This is a genomic window from Kocuria oceani, assembly GCF_029524215.1.
Lineage (GTDB): Bacteria > Actinomycetota > Actinomycetes > Actinomycetales > Micrococcaceae > Kocuria > Kocuria oceani.
Window position 1 is genome coordinate 337,523 of record NZ_JARAMH010000002.1, and the last position, 18,465, is coordinate 355,987.

Annotated in this window: 15 protein-coding genes; 10 read left to right on the forward strand and 5 right to left on the reverse strand. The window is 75.5% G+C overall.

What is annotated here, in order from left to right; all coding sequences use genetic code 11:
- The first annotated feature begins 25 nt into the window (after positions 1 to 25).
- The 3 genes from rsmD to PU704_RS03525 all read left to right on the forward strand — a co-directional run bounded on the left by rsmD (position 26) and on the right by PU704_RS03525 (position 2,273).
- Positions 26 to 625, forward strand: coding sequence for a 16S rRNA (guanine(966)-N(2))-methyltransferase RsmD (rsmD, locus tag PU704_RS03515; protein ID WP_277550155.1), 600 nt, complete (start codon positions 26 to 28; stop codon positions 623 to 625).
- 92 nt (positions 626 to 717) lie between these two features.
- A complete protein-coding gene (locus PU704_RS03520) occupies positions 718 to 2,040 on the forward strand; it encodes a UDP-glucose dehydrogenase family protein (RefSeq protein WP_277550156.1) in 1,323 nt (440 codons plus the stop codon).
- A gap of 107 nt (positions 2,041 to 2,147) precedes the next feature.
- Positions 2,148 to 2,273 carry a hypothetical protein gene (locus PU704_RS03525; RefSeq protein WP_277550157.1) on the forward strand — a complete coding sequence of 42 codons (126 nt, stop codon included), beginning with the start codon at positions 2,148 to 2,150 and terminating at the stop codon, positions 2,271 to 2,273.
- A 285-nt stretch (positions 2,274 to 2,558) separates the two neighbouring features.
- Here PU704_RS03525 and PU704_RS03530 read toward each other — a convergent pair whose 3' ends face one another.
- Positions 2,559 to 3,779, reverse strand: coding sequence for an aminotransferase class I/II-fold pyridoxal phosphate-dependent enzyme (locus PU704_RS03530; protein ID WP_277550158.1), 1,221 nt, complete (start codon positions 3,777 to 3,779; stop codon positions 2,559 to 2,561).
- 46 nt (positions 3,780 to 3,825) lie between these two features.
- Between PU704_RS03530 and coaD the strand changes: the two genes are divergently transcribed.
- From coaD to mutM, 5 genes are all read left to right on the forward strand, one after another.
- Entirely contained in the window at positions 3,826 to 4,293 is a 468-nt protein-coding gene (coaD, locus tag PU704_RS03535; protein ID WP_277550160.1) for a pantetheine-phosphate adenylyltransferase, read from the forward strand.
- Positions 4,294 to 4,463: 170 nt separating this feature from the next.
- Positions 4,464 to 4,976 (forward strand): YceD family protein, encoded by a 513-nt coding sequence (locus PU704_RS03540; RefSeq protein WP_277550161.1) that lies wholly within the window; start codon positions 4,464 to 4,466, stop codon positions 4,974 to 4,976.
- Positions 4,977 to 4,978: 2 nt separating this feature from the next.
- Positions 4,979 to 5,182: a 50S ribosomal protein L32 gene (gene rpmF, locus PU704_RS03545; protein ID WP_031282896.1), complete on the forward strand. Its 204-nt coding sequence runs from the start codon at positions 4,979 to 4,981 to the stop codon at positions 5,180 to 5,182.
- A gap of 5 nt (positions 5,183 to 5,187) precedes the next feature.
- Positions 5,188 to 5,886 (forward strand): ribonuclease III, encoded by a 699-nt coding sequence (gene rnc / locus PU704_RS03550; protein ID WP_277550165.1) that lies wholly within the window; start codon positions 5,188 to 5,190, stop codon positions 5,884 to 5,886.
- Positions 5,887 to 5,906: 20 nt separating this feature from the next.
- A complete protein-coding gene (gene mutM, locus PU704_RS03555; RefSeq protein WP_277550167.1) occupies positions 5,907 to 6,848 on the forward strand; it encodes a bifunctional DNA-formamidopyrimidine glycosylase/DNA-(apurinic or apyrimidinic site) lyase in 942 nt (313 codons plus the stop codon).
- 82 nt (positions 6,849 to 6,930) lie between these two features.
- Here the strand turns inward: mutM and PU704_RS03560 are convergent, their stop codons facing one another.
- From PU704_RS03560 to PU704_RS03570, 3 genes are all read right to left on the reverse strand, one after another.
- Entirely contained in the window at positions 6,931 to 8,112 is a 1,182-nt protein-coding gene (locus PU704_RS03560) for an NAD-dependent epimerase/dehydratase family protein (protein ID WP_277550169.1), read from the reverse strand.
- The gene (locus PU704_RS03565) at positions 8,109 to 10,805 is read right to left on the reverse strand and encodes an alpha/beta fold hydrolase (RefSeq protein WP_277550222.1); all 2,697 of its coding nucleotides are present in this window, start codon (positions 10,803 to 10,805) and stop codon (positions 8,109 to 8,111) included. The genes PU704_RS03560 and PU704_RS03565 overlap by 4 nt, the downstream gene beginning before the upstream one ends.
- 129 nt (positions 10,806 to 10,934) lie before the next feature.
- Complete coding sequence (locus tag PU704_RS03570; protein ID WP_047804610.1) at positions 10,935 to 11,960, reverse strand: 3-oxoacyl-ACP synthase III; 1,026 nt, start codon at positions 11,958 to 11,960, stop codon at positions 10,935 to 10,937.
- Positions 11,961 to 12,213: 253 nt separating this feature from the next.
- Between PU704_RS03570 and smc the strand changes: the two genes are divergently transcribed.
- Positions 12,214 to 15,834, forward strand: a complete 3,621-nt coding sequence (gene smc, locus PU704_RS03575) for a chromosome segregation protein SMC (protein ID WP_277550171.1) — start codon at positions 12,214 to 12,216, stop codon at positions 15,832 to 15,834.
- A gap of 30 nt (positions 15,835 to 15,864) precedes the next feature.
- Here the strand turns inward: smc and PU704_RS03580 are convergent, their stop codons facing one another.
- Complete coding sequence (locus tag PU704_RS03580; protein WP_277550173.1) at positions 15,865 to 17,100, reverse strand: MFS transporter; 1,236 nt, start codon at positions 17,098 to 17,100, stop codon at positions 15,865 to 15,867.
- Between the two features lie 79 nt (positions 17,101 to 17,179).
- Between PU704_RS03580 and ftsY the strand changes: the two genes are divergently transcribed.
- A complete protein-coding gene (gene ftsY / locus PU704_RS03585; protein ID WP_277550175.1) occupies positions 17,180 to 18,325 on the forward strand; it encodes a signal recognition particle-docking protein FtsY in 1,146 nt (381 codons plus the stop codon).
- Positions 18,326 to 18,465 lie beyond the last annotated feature (140 nt).

An 18,465-nucleotide genomic window follows, 5' to 3' on the forward strand; every position in this document is an offset into this window, starting at 1 on the left:
GGCCGAGGACGGGAGGAGCACGACCATGAGCAGGATCATCGCCGGGGCCGCCGGGGGACTGCGCCTGCAGTCCGTGCCGGGACAGGGCACCCGCCCCACCACCGACCGGGTCAAGGAGTCGCTCTTCGCCCGCCTCGAGGCCTGGGGCATGCTCCACGAGGCCCGGGTCCTGGACCTGTTCGCCGGGTCCGGGGCGCTGGGCTGCGAGGCCGCCAGCCGGGGCGCGGCCGCCGTGACCCTGGTGGAGCGCCATCCGCCCGCCGTCCGCGTCTGCCGGGCCAACGCGGCCGTGGTGCACCGGGCGCTGGGCCGCGACGACGTCGTCGCGGTCCACCAGGGCGCCGTCGCCGCCTACCTGGCCGATCCCGCGGCGGGCCCCTGGGACCTGGTGCTCGCCGACCCGCCCTACCCGCTGGGCGAACCCGAGCTGAGCGCCGTCCTGGCGGCACTGGTGGGCCGGCTGGGCGAGGGCGGGGTGGTCGTGGTCGAGCGCTCCTCGCGCTCGCCCGAGCCGGAGTGGCCGTCCGGGCTGCGCCGCTTCGAGCAGAAGCGGCACGGGGAGACCACCACGTGGTTCGCCGAGACGGCGCTCACATCCGCGCCGCCGCCCGGCGCGCCGCGCTGAGCAGGTGCGCCGCTGTGCGTCCCGGCCCTGACAAGATGCGACAGGCAACAACGAGCACGGGCCCGGCGGCCCGGGAGAGACGGAGGACGTCCATGAAGATCACGGTTCTGGGCACGGGCTACCTGGGGGCCACGCACGCCGCGTCGATGGCGGAGATGGGCTTCGAGGTCCTGGGCGTGGACGTGGACCCGGCGAAGGTCGACGCCCTGTCCCGCGGGGAGCTGCCCTTCCACGAACCAGGACTGGGCGAGCTGCTGCGCAAGCACGTGGACACCGGGCGGCTGCGCTTCACCACCAGCTACGAGGAGGCCGGGGCCTTCGGCGACGTGCACTTCGTCGGCGTCGGCACGCCCCAGCGCGCCGGGTCCTTCGCGGCGGACATGCGCTACGTGGACGCCGCCGTGGGCTCGATCGCCGCGGCCGCCACGAAGGACTGCGTGATCGCCGGCAAGTCCACGGTCCCCGTCGGCTCGGCCCGGCGGCTGGCCGACCTCGCCCGCGCCTCGTCCCGGGACGGGGTGGACGTGTCCCTGGTCTGGAACCCGGAGTTCCTGCGCGAGGGCTACGCCGTGGAGGACACCCTGACCCCGGACCGGATGGTGCTGGGCGCGGAGGACGCGGCCGCGGAGGCCGTGATGCGCCGGGTCTACGCCCGCCAGCTGGAGGCGGGCGTGCCGCTGATCGTCACCGACTTCGAGACGGCCGAGCTGGTGAAGGTCGCCGCCAACGCCTTCCTGGCCACCAAGATCTCCTTCATCAACGCCCTCTCCGAGCTGACCGAGGCGGTCGGCGGGGACATCCGCACCCTCGCCGACGCGATCGGCCTCGACGAGCGGATCGGGCGGAAGTTCCTCAACGCCGGGGTGGGCTTCGGCGGCGGCTGCCTGCCCAAGGACATCCGGGCCCTGCGGGCGCGGGCCGCGGAGCTGGGCGTGGAGCAGTCGGTGCGCTTCCTGGCGGAGGTCGACGACATCAACGTCCGCCGCCGCGGGCACACCGTGGACACCGTCACCCAGATGCTCGGCGGCTCCGTGGTGGGCAAGCAGGTGGCCGTGCTCGGGGCGGCCTTCAAGCCCGACTCCGACGACGTGCGCGACTCCCCGGCCCTGGACATCGCCGCCCGGCTGCACTCGATCGGCGCCGAGGTCGCCGTCTACGACCCCAAGGCCAACGCCAACGCCGCCAAGCGCTATCCGCGCCTGGACTACGTGGACTCCCTCGAGGCCGCCGTCACCGGTGCGGAGGTCGTGGTGCTGCTGACCGAGTGGGCCGAGTTCAAGACGATGACCCCCGAGCAGCTGGACCCGCTGGTGGCCGTGCCGCAGATCCTGGACGGGCGCAACGTGCTCGACCCCGAGCGCTGGGCCGCCGCCGGCTTCTGCTACCGGGCCCTCGGCCGCCGGGCGACCGTCTGAGCTCCTCCTGTGCGCGCACAGCGGCGACGGCCGCCGCTGCCTCGGCAGCGGCGGCCGTCGCCGCGGGCGGGACTCGGTCCGCGTACTTCTCGAGGACCAGGTCGTCCGTGGTCTTGTCCAGCTGGATCGAGCTGCTGTGCTGGATGAGCCGGGCCACGGTGCTGGCCTCGCTCTCCGGGACGACGAGCAGGTACTCCTCCACGCCGTCGTCGAGCGTCAGCTCGAACGTGTAGGAGCCGGCGTCACCGTGCCCCTGCCTGCTGCGGATCACGTCGACGCTCGTGACGCGCCGGATGTTCTCGCCCTGGCCTGCTGGCAGGGTTCCCCTTTCGGACCCACCTCTCGGGAGGGGCCGGTCGCCGCGGCCGCGCGTGCCGGCCCCACTGACGACGGCGGCCGTCGACGGGCTGCCGGCCCGCGCCCGGAACGCTCCACCGGGCTCGCGGGTGCCCACCACGCCGGCCCCCCGGCACGGCCGCGCCAAGGGTGCTGACCGTGTGTGACGGGCCGGCCGCGGCTCAGCCGGCCAGCCGCTGGGCCGCCTGCTCCAGGAGGTCCCGGCGCTTGCCGAAGGAGAAGCGCATCCAGGTGCCGTACAGGCCCCGGTGCGCCGCCGAGGCGAGGGCCGGCACCGGCACGCCCACCACGCCGGAGCGCTCGGCCAGCACGGGGGCCAGCGCGGTGGCGTCCCCGACGCCGTGCCGCTCGCACAGCGCGCGCACGTCGGCCACGACGAAGAACGTGCCCTGCGGCTCGAACGGCTCGGCGCCCGCGGCGGCCAGCCCCTGCATGAGCACGTCGCGGCGCTGCCGGAAGTCCTCGGCCAGACCCTCGTAGAAGGCGTCCGGCAGGCCCAGGGCCGCCGCCGCCCCGAGCTGCAGGGGTGTGGCGGCGCTGTGCGTGAAGTACGCCTTGGTGGCCCGCACCGCGCCGACGAGGTGCTCCGGCCCGCTCACCCAGCCCACGCGCCAGCCCGTGGCCGAGAACGTCTTGCCCACCGAGGAGACGGTGAGGGTCCGCTCGAAGGCTCCCGGCAGGGCCGCCAGGGGGCGGTGGGCGCCGTCGTAGCGCAGGTGCTCGTAGACCTCGTCGGTGACCACCACGCAGTCGTGCTCCTCGGCCAGCTCGACCACCCGGGACAGCACGGCGTCGTCGAACACGGTGCCCGTGGGGTTGTGCGGGTCGTTGAGGACCACCATGCGGGTGCGCGGCCCGAAGGCCGCGGCGAGGCGGTCGAGGTCGGGGGAGAAGCGCGGGGGCTCGAGCGGGACCGTCACCAGCCGCGCGCCCGCGAACTCCACCACGGCGCCGTAGAGGTCGTAGTGCGGCTCGAAGGTGACGACCTCGTCCCCGGGGCGCAGGAACGCGAGCAGGCTCGCGGCCAGCCCCTCGGAGGCGCCCACGGTCACGACGACGCCGGAGGCCGGGTCCGGCTCGAGCCCGTAGAAGCGGCACTGGTGCTCGGCGACGGCCTCCTGCAGCTGCGGCACCCCCGCCACCGGGGAGTACTGGTTGCCGCCGCCGCGCAGGGCGGCCGCGGCGGCGTCGAGCATCTCCGGCGGCCCGTCGACGTCCGGGAAGCCCTGGCCCAGGTTGATCGCCCCCGTCCGGGCGGCCAGCCGCGACATCTCCTCGAACACCGTCCCGGAGAGCTCCCCGGCGGTGGTCAGCATGCCTCCTCCGTGGGCCATGCGCTCCCAGGGGGCGCGGGACGTGCGGGCGGCGGCATCGGCATCCATGGCCGCCAGTCTAGGGTCCCGCGGCGGCGTGCCTAGGATGGGGCCCATGCACCGAGCGATCTGCCCCGGCTCCTTCGACCCCATCCACAACGGCCACGTGGAGGTCGTCGCGCGCGCCGCGGCGCTCTTCGACGAGGTCGTGGTCGCGGTGTCCACGAACCCGCACAAGCGCTACCGCTTCGACCACGAGCAGCGGCTGGCCCTCGTGGAGGAGAGCCTCGCGGGGATCGTCGGCGTCGTCGTCGAGCCCATGGGCGGAGGCCTGCTCGCGGACTACGCGGCGCAGCGGGGTGCGGTGGCGCTGGTCAAGGGGCTGCGCTCGGGGGAGGACTACGCGTACGAGGTGCCGATGGCCACGATGAACCGCGACCTCAGCCGGGTCGAGACCGTGTTCCTGGCGGGGGACCCGCAGTTCCTGCACCTGTCCTCCACCCTCGTCAAGGAGGTCCAGGGGCTCGGCGGGGACGTCTCCGGCTTCGTGCCCGGGCCCGTGCTGCGCGCCCTGCGGGGCTGAGCCCGCCGGGACCGTCCGGGGCCGCCGGGGCGCGTCCCGTTTGAGAACGGGCGGCGGGGCGCGCTACCATGGCCTGTCGGCCAGAATTTCACCAGGAGATCGTCATCAGTCGCGAGAACAGTTCGCCCCTCATCATCGATGTCAGGGACCTCGAGCACCGCCCGGGGACGATGCGACGACTGGAGAAGGTGGTGCCCGCGCCGAAGGACTTCGGCAACGCACTCATCGGCGCCCCGGAGGGTTCGGACATCGAGCTGGACCTCCGGCTGGAGTCCGTCCACGACGGGATCCTGGTGTCCGGCACGACTGCCGTGGACATCCACGGCGAGTGCAGCCGATGCCTCGACCCGATCGACTACGATCTGGACGTCGACGTGCAGGAGCTGTACCTCTTCGACGCCGCCACCACCGGTGGGGAGGACGTCGAGGACGACCAGATGTATGAAGTTCAGGACGAGACGATCGACCTCGAGCCCATGCTTCGGGACGCAGTGATCACTCAGCTGCCGTTCCAACCGGTGTGCCGGGAGGACTGCCAGGGGTTGTGCGCCCAGTGCGGCGCGCGCCTGGAGGACGACCCGGGACACCACCACGAGGTGCTCGATCCTCGCTGGAGCGCCCTGTCGGGCCTGCTCGAGCAGGACACCTCGGAGAAGACGACCGATACGAGAGAAGAGAGATAGCCGTGGCTGTTCCCAAGCGGAAGATGTCCCGTGCCAACACCCGTGCACGCCGTTCCCAGTGGAAGGCGACCGCGCCGAAGCTGGTCAAGACCGTCGAGAACGGCAAGGTCACCTACAGCCTGCCGCACCAGGCCAAGGTCGTGACCGACTCCGCGGGGACCGCGCTGTTCCTGGAGTACAAGGGCCGCAAGGTGGCCGACGCCTGACCACGGTGACCACCACCGCCAACCCTCAGGACCTGCTGGAGCGTCTCGGCGTCGACATCGACGCCGAGACGCTCCGTCTTGCGCTGACCCACCGCTCCTACGCGTACGAGCACGAGGGACAGGGCCACAACGAACGGCTCGAGTTCCTCGGCGACTCCGTGCTGGGACTGGCGGTCACCGACGAGATCTTCCACCGCTACCCCGACGACTCCGAGGGCAACCTCGCGAAGATCCGCGCGGCGGTGGTGAGCACCCGCACCCTCGCCGACCTCGCGCGCTCCCTCGACGTGGGCGCGCACATCCGTCTGGGCAAGGGCGAGGTGCGGACCAAGGGCCACGAGAAGGCCTCGATCCTCGCCGACACCATGGAGGCGCTGATCGGCGCCGTCTACGTGTGCTCGGGGCTGGAGGCCGCCCGCGACTTCGTGCTGCGCCTGGTCGTGCCGCTGCTCGAGGACGGCTTCGTGATGACCGAGGGCCGCGACTGGAAGACCGAGATCCAGGAGCTCGCCGCGGCCCGCGGCCTGGGCCCCGTCCGCTACGCCGTGGAGGGCACCGGCCCGGACCACGACCGCCGCTACGAGGCGCACCTGCTCATCGGCGGCAAGGACCACGGCACCGGCACCGGCACCACGAAGAAGGAGGCCGAGCGCTCCGCCGCCGCGCAGGCCTACGCGGCCCTGGTGGCCCGCAGCGGTGCCTGAGCCGGGAACGCGGGGCGCCCGTGCCTGAGCTGCCCGAGGTCGAGGTCGTCCGCCGCGGCGTGGAGCGCTGGGTCGTGGGCCGCCGGATCGAGGCCGTGCAGGTCCTCGACCCCCGCTCGGTGCGCCGGCACGAGGCCGGTCCGGTCGCCTTCGCCCACGAGCTCGAGGGCGCGGTGGTCGGCGACGCCGTGCGCCGCGGCAAGTTCCTCTGGCTGCCGCTGACCGGGCCGGACGGGGACACGCCGCAGGAAGCCCTGCTGGTGCACCTGGGGATGAGCGGGCAGCTGCTCGTCAAGGACGCCGGGCTGCCCGCGGAGAAGCACCTCAAGGTGCGGCTGAGCCTGTCCGAGCGACCCGGCACCCCGGCCGAGCTGCGCTTCGTGGACCAGCGGATCTTCGGCGGCATGCTCCTGGACCGGCTCGTGCCCACCGACGACGGCGCCCCGGGCGGACGCTCCGCCACAGGGCTGCCGGCCGTGCCCACCCGCGCGGCCCACATCGCCCGCGACCCCCTGGACCCGGCCTTCGACGCCGACCTCCTGCACGACCGGCTGCGCCGGCGCCGCACCGGGCTCAAGCGGGCCCTGCTGGACCAGGCCATGGTCTCGGGGATCGGCAACATCTACGCCGACGAGGCGCTGTGGCAGGCGCGCCTGCACTGGGCCCGCCCCACCGACACGCTCCGGCGCCCCGAGACGCACCGGGTGCTCGCGGCGGTCCGGGCGGTGATGGACCGGGCCCTCGCGGCCGGCGGGACGAGCTTCGACTCCCTCTACGTCAACGTCAACGGGGAGTCGGGCTACTTCGCCCGCGACCTCAACGCCTACGGCCGCTCCGGCCGGCCCTGCCCCCGGTGCGCCGAGGAGGGCCGGGCGGCGCTGATCGTGCGCGAGCAGTTCATGAACCGCTCCTCCTACCGCTGCCCGGCCTGCCAGCGCGCGCCCCGCAACGCCCGGTTCTGACCGGCCGCGGCGGGGCGCCGGCACCCGCGACGCCGGCCCAGGAGAGGTCGGCCCAGAAGATGCCGGCCCGGCGGGTGCCGGCTCAGGCGGCGTCGGCCGCGGTGGAACCGGTGTCCGGCTGCGGGGCGTCGTGGGCGCCCAGCGGGTGCGTGCGGTAGTACTCGGCCAGCCGCCGCATGCCCTCCTCGATCGTCACGGCCGGCGACCAGTCGAGCACCTCGCGGGTGGTCTGCTGGTCGAACCAGTGCGCCGTGGACAGCTGCTCGGCCAGGAACGCCGTCATCGGCGGCTCGTCGGCCCCCGGCCGTAGCGCCCAGAGCTTCTCGATGAGCTTCCCGGCCACGCGCGCCACCGCGCCGGGGACCCGCCGGGTGGGCGGCTGCACGCCCGCCGCGCGGCAGAACCCGGAGATCAGCTCGCCCACGGTGCGCGGCTGGCCGTTCGTCACCACGAGCGCCTGCCCGTGCGACCACTCGATGCGCTCCAGCGCCCGCACGATCGCCTCGGCGGCGTTGTCGATGTAGGTGGTGTCGATCAGCGCCGCGCCGTGGTCCAGCAGCGGCATGCGGCCCCGGCCGGCGCGGTCCACCACGCGCTCGACCAGCTGGGTGTCGCCGGGGCCCCACACGATGTGGGGGCGCACGGCGGTGACCCGCAGTCCCCGGCCGTCGGCCTCGAGCGCGAGCAGCTCCGCGGCGGCCTTGGACCGGGCGTAGTCGCCGCGGGCGTGCACGGGGTCGGCCGGGCGGGCGGGCTCGCCCACGATCGACACGCCCGTGTGGGCGACGGAGGGGGAGGAGACGAACACGACGTTGTCCACGCCCGCGCGCCGGGCCGTCTCCAGCAGCACCCGGGTGCCCATGACGTTGGTCAGCACGAACTCGTCCCAGTCCCCGGCGAAGGAGACCTTCGCGGCGAGGTGGACGACGTCGTCGACGCCCTCCAGCGCGCGGGCCACGGCCTCCGGGTCGGTCACGGAGCCCAGCACCTCCTGCACGCCGGGCTGGTCGGCCAGGTCGGCGTGCCGGCGCTGCAGCAGCCGCACCGTCCAGTTCCGGCTCCGGAGCAGGCGCGCCACGTGTTCCCCGAGCATCCCGGAGGCGCCGGTGACGAGCACCGTGCGGCCGCGCCCCTCCAGCTCCCGGGGTCCTCGGTCCGCCTCGTGGCTGCCGGTGTCGGCCGGCGGGGCGCCCTCCGCCACGGTGGCGTCGTAGGCGGGGACCTTCTCGTCGTGCGGGCCGTCCTTGCGGTGCTTGCCGTTCACGGGTTCCTGATCCTTCCTCCGGCCAGGGCGGCGTCGGCCCACCCGGCCAGCAGGGCTCGGTCGATCTTGGAGTTGTGCCGGATGTCGGTGGGGTGCTCGGGGAGCACGAGGACGGCCGCGAGGTCCATGCCGGTCGCCTCCCGCACGGCGTCGCGCACGGCGCCGGTCAGCAGGGGATCGGCGGGTCCGGGCCGAGGGGCCGGCGGCACGGTCTCCGCGACCGCCACGGGCACCTGGGCGCCGGCCGGGCCCACGCCGACCACGGCGACGCGGCCCACCCCCGGCACGGCCTGGGCCGCGTGCTCGGCCGCGACCGGGGTGAGCACGCCCCCGGCGGCGACGATCACGTGCGCCAGTCGGCCCTCCACCCACAGCCGGCCGGCTGCGTCGACGTGCCCCATGTCCCCGGTGCGGTGCCAGCCGGGCAACTGGGTGCTCCGGTGCTCCGTGGCCCACAGCCGGTCGTAGCGGTCCTTGACGTGCGGGGCGCGGGCGACGATCTCGCCGGTGGTCCCGGCCGCGGTGGTGATCTCGTCGCCGGGCACGCCGTCCGGGCCCAGGGCGGTGACGCCGAGCTCGGCCCCGTGCACGGCAGTGCCCACGCACACGCCGTTGCCGGCGCCGGCCACCGGGGAGCCCTCCGCGGCGGTGCCGTCCCGGCGCGCCTGCCGGATGGTGCCGAGCGTGACGTCGGTGAGGGGCAGCCCCTCCGTCATGCCGTAGGGCGTGTGCAGCGTCGCGGCCGGCACCAGCTCCTGGAACCGCTCCAGCAGCGCCTCCGGCAGCGGCGCCCCGGCCGAGAGCACCAGCTCCACGCGGCCCAGCGCCAGGCGCTGGCCCTCGTCGAGCTCGTGGGCGGTGGCCAGGACGTTGGTGATCGCGGCCGGGGACAGGAACACCGCGGTGGCCCGGATCGCGGAGGCGGCGTCCGCCAGGGCGCGGGCCGTGAGGGTCTTCGGTGCCGTGACGTCCATGTCCGGGGTCGCCGAGGTCGTGCCCATGGCGGGCCCGAGCAGGGCGAACGGCGCGAAGCCGGCCACGAGCCCGGTGCCGGCGGACAGGCCGTAGGTGCCGCGCACGGCGTCCCGCATCGCGGAGAGCTGCCGGTGGGTGTAGACCACGCCCTTGGCCGGCCCGGTGGACCCGGAGGTGAACAGCACCACGGCGTCCGCCTCGGGGCCCGGGGCGGGCAGCTCCGGGCGCGGCGCGGACTCCAGCAGGCCGGGGACGTGGTGGGCCACGCCGAGGGCGCGGCGGGAGACCGGGTCGAGGCGCTCCAGGGAGATCCGGGTGCCCGGCCAGCCCAGTGTCCGTCCGGCGACCAGGGCCTTGCGGATGCCCACCAGCCAGTCCGGCCCCGCGCCCTTGAGCGCCCGGGTCAGCCCCTTCGGGCCCAGCCCGGTGTCCGCGACGACGACGACGGCGCCGATGCGCAGGCACGCGTAGAGCAGCGCGGTGAGGTCCGAGCCCGGCGGGACCATGAGGTTCACACGGTCCCCGGGGCGCACCCCGATGCCGGCCAGGCCGGCGGCGAGGCGGTCGACCCGGTCGGCCAGCTCCGCCCAGCTGAGGCTGGCCCGCACCGGGGCCGCGGCCGCCCGCGGGCCTGCGGTCTCGGCGCCGCGGGCCATGTCGACCACGGCGAGGCCGAGGTCCGTGCGGCGCTGCTCGAGCTCCGCGTGGAAGGGCACGTGGGCGTCCCGGGCCGTGGCGCGGCGCTGCACGTGCAGCTCGCGCCGGGTGGGGCCGGGCCCGAAGCGGTCGGCGAGCCAGGCCATCAGCGGGCCCGCGATGTCCCGGGCCTCGGGCAGCAGGTGCTGGGCGCCCTCGTAGCGGTGCACGTCGGCGTGCGGCAGCCGCCGCATGAGGTCCTGCAGGTAGCGCTCCTGGAACACGGGGTCCCCGGTGCCCCACAGGAGCAGGGCGGGGACGTCCATCCCGGCCACGCCGGCGGCGATCTGCTCGAAGCGCGCGTGGGAGGGGTGGTCGGCGGGCACGGGGATGTCGGCCACGAAGTGCCGGATCGCCTCGCGCCGGGCGCTCGTGGCGTACGGGGCGCGGTAGGCCGCCCAGACGTCCGCGGGCAGGGACGGGTCCGCCAGCGCCAGTGCGACGTCGAGGAAGGCCGTGGTGCGCTCGGTGAGCAGCCCGTGGGCGGCCGGGGCCAGGGCCAGGCGCAGGGAGGCGGGGATCTCCTCGGCGCCGTCGTGGTGGACGGCGGTGTTGGTGAGCACCACGCCGCGGTGCACGCCCGGGTGCTCCAGCGCCCAGCCCGAGGAGATCAGTCCGCCCCAGTCGTGGGCGAGGGTCACCACGGGCGTGGTGGCGTCGTCGAGGCCGAGCTCGGCGGTGAGGTCGGACAGGTCCCGCACCCGGTCGTCCAGGCGGCGGAAGAGCCCGGTGCGCTCGGAGAAGCCCATGTCGAGCTGGTCCACGGCCACGACCCGCCACGGGTTGGCGGGGTCGACTCCGGCGGCCAGCACGTCGCGCCACAGGTAGGACCAGGTCGGGTTGCCGTGCACGGCGAGCACCGTGCCGCGCGGGGTCAGCCCGGCCGCCTCCAGCGAGGCCGCGTTGTCCAGCAGGTGCCAGCGGCGGCGACGTCCGGGCACGGGCTCCACGGGCGCGGTGGAGGCGACCGTGACCGTGCGGGACCAGGCCGGGTCCACCCCGGGCAGCGGCACCTCCGTCATGGGCAGCCGTGCCGCGTCCGGCCCGTCGTGCTGGGAGGTCGTGGACGGTCGTCTGCGTGCCATGGGCGTGGGGCTCCTCGTCGGGTGCGGGCGTGCGGGGTCGGTCGGGCGGCGCTCAGCGCCGGGGAGTCACCAGTCGATCTCCATGTACGTCGCGTTGAGCCCGGAGCCGACGCCCAGCAGCAGGACCCGGTCGTCCTGCTCGAGCCGCTCGGCCTCGAGGGCGAGCGTCATGGGCAGGGCCGCGGCCGCGACGTTGCCCCAGAAGGGGAAGGTCAGCGGGAACCGCTCCGGGGCGATCCCGACGTCCTGGAACAGCTTGTTGGTGTGGGACATGGAGACCTGGTGGCCGATGTAGCGGTCCATCGTCGACCACTCCCAGCCGTCCTGGTGCGCGTCGTGCCAGGCGTCGGCGAGCAGTCCCACGCCGTGCTTGAGCAGGCCCGTGGCGTCGGTGTACATGCCGTCGAAGCCGCCGATGCACAGCCCGTGGTGCTCGGTCGCGGACCGTGTCACGGACCCCGCGATGCGGTGGCCCTCCGGGTGCCGCTCGGCCGGGCCGACCACGGCGGCGGCGGCCCCGCAGCCGAGGGTCAGGGTGGCGAACTCCCGCACCACGTCCGCGCGGGTCACGTCCGGGCCCTGCAGCCGCTCGTACGTCTCGCGGTGCCAGGGGGTCGGGTCCTCGCCGGCGACGACGACGGCGTAGTCGATCGCGCCCGAGTCGATCATCGTGGAGGCGATCGTGAGCCCGTTGACGAAGCCCAGGCACGCGTTGGTCACGTCGAAGTTCAGCGCGGAGGGCGCCAGCCCGAGCCGGTGGTGCACGGACACCGAGACCGCCGGCTCGTAGCCGTCGCGGGTCACCGAGGCGTTGATCAGCAGCCCCACCTGCTCCGGGCGGACCCCCGCCCGGGCCAGGGCCGCCTCGCCCGCCTCCACGGCGCCGTCGGTGAAGTGGCGCCCCGGCGACCACACGCGCCGCTCGTTGACGCCCGCGAGGCGCTGCAGCAGCCCCTTCGGCATCTTCAGCCGCGCGAACGTGTCCTCCAGGACCTCGTCGGCGTGGGACGAGGGCACCACCTCGTCGGCCTCGACCTTCGTGATGGCCAGGAGGGCGGCGTTCTGGTGACGGATCGAGGAATTACCGGTCAAGGTCTCTGGCTTTCGTTAGGGGCTCGCCGACGCCCCGCTCCGGCGCCCGGCAGGCGCGGTCACGGGTCGGCAGGTCGTGCTGGTCGCGGTCAGTCTACCGGCCGGTCGGCGGCGCGGTGCCCGGGCGCCGCCGTTTCTCTGCAGGCTTAGCTTTCCGCCCGCCCCCCTGCCCGCACCGCGCCGCCGCGCCGGGACGCACCCGAGTACAGTGGGGGCGACCCCCGACCCCCTCAGCCCAGGAGACCGGCCGCCCGTGCACCTGAAGACCCTGACCGTGCGCGGGTTCAAGTCGTTCGCCTCGGCCACCACCTTCGAGTTCGAGCCCGGGGTCACCGCCGTCGTCGGGCCCAACGGCTCGGGGAAGTCCAACGTGGTGGACGCCCTCTCGTGGGTCATGGGGGAGCAGGGCGCCAAGTCGCTGCGCGGCGGGAAGATGGAGGACGTCATCTTCGCGGGCACGGCCGGGCGGGCCCCGCTCGGCCGCGCCCACGTGGCCCTGACGATCGACAACGCCGACGGCGCCCTGCCGATCGAGTACTCCGAGGTCACGATCTCGCGCACGCTCTTCCGCTCCGGCGGCTCCGAGTACGCGATCAACGGCCGGGCCTGCCGGCTGCTGGACATCCAGGAGCTGCTCTCCGACTCCGGGCTCGGCCGCGAGATGCACGTCATCGTGGGCCAGGGCCAGCTCGACCGGATCCTGCACGCCACGCCCGAGGAGCGCCGCGGGTTCGTCGAGGAGGCCTCCGGGATCCTCAAGCACCGCCGCCGCAAGGAGCGCACGCTGCGCAAGCTGGAGGCCATGCAGGCGAACCTCGATCGGCTCGAGGACCTCACCGCCGAGATCCGCCGCCAGCTGACCCCGCTGGGGCGGCAGGCCCGGGTGGCCCGCCGCGCCCAGCGGATCCAGCACGACGTCCGCGACGCCCGGGCCCGGCTGCTGGCCGACGACCTCGTCCGGGCCCGCACCTCGCTCGCGGTCGACGAGGACCTGGAGCGCCGGCTGCGCGCCGAGCGCGCGCAGGCGGAGCAGGACCTCGACGCCGGGCGCGCCCGGCAGGCCGACGTCGAGGCCCGCGCCGCGCGCGCGACACCGGCGCTCAACGCGGCCCGGGACACCTGGTACCAGCTCACCGCGGTGCAGGAGCGCTACCGGTCGCTGGCCTCCCTGGCCGCCGAACGGCGCCGGCTGCTGGGCCCGGCCGCCGAGCCCGCCGAGCCGGCCCGGGACCCGGACCGGCTCGCCGCGCAGGCCGCCCGCACCCGGGCGGAGCAGGATCTGCTGCTCGAGCAGGTCGAGGACGCCACGGACGGGCTCGCCGCGGCCATCGAGGACCGGGAGGCCGCCGAGGCCGCCGCCCGGGCCCAGGACGCCGTGGTCACCGGGCTGCTCCGGGCGGCCGCCGACCGGCGCGAGGGCCTGGCCCGGCTGACGGGCGCCGTGGCGGCGGCCCGCTCCCGGGTGGAGGCGGCCGAGAACGAGCTCGCCCGTCTGCACACCACCCGCGCCGAGGCCGGGGAGCGGCGGGAACGGGCCGGCGCGGAGGCCGACAACCTCGCGGCGGCCGCCCGCGAGGCGGCCGGGGCCGCCGACCGTGCCCGCGCCGAGCACGAGGCGGCGGACGCCGCGGCCGGGACGGCCCGCGCGGCCGCGAAGGAGGCGGAGACCGCGGCGCAGGAGCTGCTGCGCGCCCACGACGCGCAGCGGGCCCGGGCCGAGACCCTGCGCGCCGCCCTGCGCCAGCCCGACGGCTCGACGGCGGTCCGCGAGCGCCACGGGGACGCCGTGCTGGGCGCCGTCGCGGACCTCGTGGACGTGGAGCCCGGGTGGGAGCGGGCCGTGACCGCCGCCCTGGGCCCGTTCGCGGAGGCGCTCGCCGTGCGCTCCCACGGCGCGGCCGTCTCGGTGTTCGAGGCACTGCGCGACGACGGCGTGGGCCGGGTCCACCTCCTGGTCGCCGGCGGCGACGGGCAGGCGGAAGCCCCCGCCCCGCCGGAGGTCCTCGGCCTGCCCGGGGTCCGGCCCGCGGCCGCCGTGCTCGGGCCCGGGGGGACGGACGACGACGCCCGGCGCGGCGCGGCCGCGGTCCGCGCCCTGCTGGCCGGCACCGTGCTCACGGAGGACGCGGCCACGGCGGCCCGGGCCGCGGCCGGCCGGCCCGGGCTGACCGCGGTGACCCGTGACGGAGACGTGTTCACCTCCGCCACCGCCTGGGGCGGGGCCGCGGAGGCCGCCGGCACGCTCGAGACCCGCGCCGCCGCCGAGCGCGCCGAGCAGGAGCAGGCCCGGCTCGCCGCCGCCCTGGAGCGCGCCCGCGCCGCGGTGCGCGCGGTGGGCGAGGAGCGCGACGCCGGCCGCCGGCGGGCCCAGGAGGCCGCGGCGGCGCTGCGCGCGGCGGAGCGCAGCGCCGAGCGGGCCGCCTCCGAGCTGTCGCGGGTCCGGGCCGTGCTGGACTCCGCCGCGGCGGAGACCGCCCGCTTCGAGGAGCAGGTCGCGGCCGCGGACCGGCACCTGGCCGCCGAGCAGCAGCGCCTGCGCGAGGTCGCCGACCGCCTGCAGGCCGCCGAGGAGCTCGGCGAGGAGGACACCGAGGACGCCCAGCTGGAGGCCGCCGCCCGCCGCGACGAGCGGCACCGCGCCGCCACCGCCGCCCGCGCCGCCGAGACCGAGGCGCGGCTGGCCCTGCGCTCCCTCGAGGAGCAGGCGCGCGCGCTGGGCAACCGGGCCGCCTCCCAGGAGCGGGCCGCCGCCACCGAGCGCCGGGCCCGGGAGGAGGCCGAGCGCCGGGCGCACCGCCGCCGGCTGCAGGCCCGCAACGCCGAGGCCGTGCTGGCCGCGGCCGAGCAGCTGCTGGTCCGGGTCGGGGCGTCCGTGGCCGCCGCCGCCGGGGACCGGGACCGGGCCGAGTCCGTGCGCGCCGGCCTGGACGCGGAGCTCACGGAGCTGCGCGCCGCCAACGACCGGCTCGCCGCCCGTGTCGCCGAGCTCACCGACTCCGTGCACCGTGACGAGCTGGCGCGGACCCAGCAGCGCACGCGGATCGAGGCCCTCGAGGCCCGCTCCCTGGAGGAGCTGGGCCTCACCCCGGAGGCGCTCGTGGAGCACTACGGGCCGCACCTGCCGATCCCCGACCCCGACGCGGGGACCGGGACGGAGGAGCCGGAGGCGACGGACGGGCAGGACGCCCTGTTCGGGGCCGTGGCGGGGGCGCCCTTCGTGCGGGCCGAGCAGGAGCGGCGGCTGCGCCGGGCCGAGAAGGAACTGGCCTCGCTGGGCCGCGTCAACCCCCTGGCGCTGGAGGAGTTCGCGGCGCTCGAGGAGCGGCACCGCTTCCTCGCCGAGCAGCTCGAGGACCTGAAGCGGTCCCGGCAGGACCTGCGCAGCATCCTGCGCGAGGTGGACGAGCACGTGGAGCGGGTCTTCTCCGAGGCCTACGCCGACACCGCCCGGGAGTTCGAGGGCGTCTTCGCCACCCTGTTCCCCGGCGGCGAGGGCCGGCTGCGGCTCACCGACCCGACGGACATGCTGAGCACCGGGATCGACGTGGAGGCGCGCCCGGCGGGGAAGAAGATCAAGCGGCTGTCCCTGCTCTCCGGCGGTGAGCGCTCCCTGACGGCGATCGCCCTGCTGGTGGCGATCTTCAAGGCCCGCCCCTCGCCGTTCTACGTGATGGACGAGGTCGAGGCGGCCCTGGACGACCGCAACCTCGGGCGGCTGCTGAGCATCTTCCGCCAGCTGCAGGAGACCTCGCAGCTGATCATCATCACGCACCAGAAGCGGACGATGGAGATCGCCGACGCCCTCTACGGGGTGGCCATGCGCGGGGACGGGGTCACCACCGTGATCGGGCAGCGGCTCGCCGAGCTGCGCTGAGCCCGGCACCGGCCCCGCGACCGGCCCTGCCTATGTTCCGGCCGGGCGCGCCGCCGCGGTGTCGGGCCGTTCCATGGTGTCCCGCACGGGCAGCCACGCCCCGGCCGCGATCAGCATGATCGCCCCGGAGACCCCGAAGGCCCAGCCGAAGCCCGCGGCGTCGGCGAGCGCGCCGGCGACCACGGGGCCCAGGATCTGCCCGGCGTCGGCGCTCATCTGGAAGCGCGCGAGCACGGGCCCGCCGGCCCGGTCCGGCCCGATGACGTCGGCCACGGTGGCCTGCTGCCCGGGGTTCAGCGTCCCGGAGCCCATGCCCGCCACCAGGGACAGGACCACGAACCACGGCACGTCCTGGACCAGGCCCAGGCCCATGGTGGCGAGCCCGTTGACCAGCAGCCCGGAGAGCACCAGCGGCTTGCGCCCGAACCGGTCGGTCAGCCGGCCGGTGACCGGCAGGGCCAGGGCGTTGCCGGCGGCGTAGACCGCCAGCGCCAGGCCGGCCACCGCGGGGCCAGCCCCCAGGACGGCGACCGCGAACAGCGGCACGAGGGCCACCCGGATCCCGTGGGCGGTCCAGCCGTTGGCGAAGCTGGAGACCAGCGCGGAGCGGTAGGCGCCCACCTGCCGGGCCTCCGCCACGGTCATCACCGGCTGGCTCCTGCGGTCCCGGCCGGCGCCGAGCACCTCGTCCTTGAGCCGGAAGTGGACCACGGCCACCGCCACGAGCAGGGCGACCGCGTAGATCAGGAACGGGGCCTGCATCCCCAGCCCGGCGAGCAGGCCGCCCACGACCGGGCCGAGCACCCCGCCCACCAGGAACGCGGAGGCGTAGTAGCCGGAGACCCGGCCCCGCATCCGGGGCGGGGCCAGGCGCACGATCAGGCCCATCGCGGAGATGGTGAACATCACCGACCCGATCCCGCCGAGGCCCCGGAACAGCAGCAGCTGCCAGTAGCTCTGGGCGAACGCGGTGGCCGCCGAGGACAGCGCCACGATGAGCACCCCGGTCACGTAGGTGGGGCGCTCACCGATCCGGTTCAGGATCCGCCCACCCGCCGGGGCGAACAGGAGGCGGGCCACGGCGAAGACGCTGACCACGGCGGAGGCCGCCGCCACCCCGACGCCGAAGGTCGTGGCGAACTGGGGGAGCACGGGCGCCACGATCCCGTAGCCGATCGCGATGACGAAGGCGGCGGCGATGAGCACCGTGATCTGCTGGGGGACGCGGTCGCGCTCGGGCGCGGGGGCGGAGGGCTGAACGGGCACCCGTCGAGTCTAGGACTCCGGGACCGGCGCGGCCCCCGCCGCCGGGTCCCGCCGGGGGCGGTGTGAGAAGCTGGGAGGCGTGGATTCGATACCCGTTCTCGTATACGTGCTCATCGCCGTCGTGGTCCTCGGTCTGCTCGGCCTCGTGCTGCTGCGCGGGCCCAAGGCGCCCCGCGGCGGCTACCCCTCCACCCGGGACGCCGACGACCTCGAGGGAGGCCCCGCCGAGGCCCCCGGGGACCTGGAGCCCGGCACCGCGCCGGCCCGGCCCGCCGACGCCCGCCCGGCGCTGGACCGGCCCGAGTCGGCGTCGTCGCGGATGGCGCGCCTGCGCGGGCGGCTGGCCCGGTCCAACAACGTCCTCGGCAAGGGCCTGCTCGCCCTGCTCTCCCGCGACCGCATCGACGCGGACGTGTGGGACGAGATCGAGGAGACGCTGCTGCTCGCCGACCTCGGCACGGACGCCTCGATGGAGCTCGTGGAGTCCCTCCGGCGCCGGGTCACGGTGGAGGGCACCAGCGACCCCGCGCACGTGAAGGCCATGCTGCGGGAGGAGCTCGTGAAGCTCGTCGACCCCACGCTGGACCGGTCCCTGGCCGTGTCCCGCAAGGGCCCCGTCCCCGCCGTCGTCCTCGTCGTGGGCGTCAACGGGGTCGGCAAGACCACCACCGTGGGCAAGCTCGCCCGCGTGCTCGTCGCCGAGGACAAGGACGTGCTGCTGGGCGCGGCCGACACCTTCCGGGCCGCGGCCGCCGACCAGCTCTCCACCTGGGGGGCGCGCGTGGGGGTGCCCACGGTGCGCTCCGACGTCGAGGGCGCCGACCCGGCCTCCGTGGCCTACGACTCCGTGGTCGCCGGCATCGAGCAGGAGGTCGACGTCGTGATGATCGACACCGCCGGGCGGCTGCAGAACAAGGCCGGCCTGATGGACCAGCTCGGCAAGATCAAGCGGGTCGTCGAGAAGGCCGCCGTCATCGACGAGGTCCTGCTCGTCATCGACGCCACCACCGGGCAGAACGGCATGACCCAGGCCCGCGTGTTCTCCGAGGCCGTGGACGTCACCGGCATCGTCCTCACCAAGCTCGACGGCACCGCCAAGGGCGGCATCGTGGTGGCCATCCAGAAGAGCCTCGGGGTCCCGGTCAAGCTCATCGGCCTGGGCGAGGGCCCGGACGACCTGGCCCCCTTCGAGGCGGAAGGCTTCGTGGACGCCCTGCTCGACTGACCCGTCCCCCGAACGCCCCACGGGCCCGCCGCAATTTACACGCGCGTCATCATTGCGGCGGGCCCGAAACATGTCCGCAACCCGGCGCGGCGGCGGACGAAACATCTCTCTCGGACACTCGAGGTGAACGGTGAGCACCG

Bases quoted from the DNA above. Each gene is read 5' to 3' on its own strand.
- rsmD (WP_277550155.1), top strand. From the start codon at position 26: ATGAGCAGGATCATCGCCGGGGCCGCCGGGGGACTGCGCCTGCAGTCC.
- PU704_RS03520 (WP_277550156.1), top strand. From the start codon at position 718: ATGAAGATCACGGTTCTGGGCACGGGCTACCTGGGGGCCACGCACGCC.
- PU704_RS03530 (WP_277550158.1), bottom strand. From the start codon at position 3,779: ATGGATGCCGATGCCGCCGCCCGCACGTCCCGCGCCCCCTGGGAGCGC.
- coaD (WP_277550160.1), top strand. From the start codon at position 3,826: ATGCACCGAGCGATCTGCCCCGGCTCCTTCGACCCCATCCACAACGGC.
- PU704_RS03540 (WP_277550161.1), top strand. From the start codon at position 4,464: ATGCGACGACTGGAGAAGGTGGTGCCCGCGCCGAAGGACTTCGGCAAC.
- PU704_RS03565 (WP_277550222.1), bottom strand. From the start codon at position 10,805: ATGACGGAGGTGCCGCTGCCCGGGGTGGACCCGGCCTGGTCCCGCACG.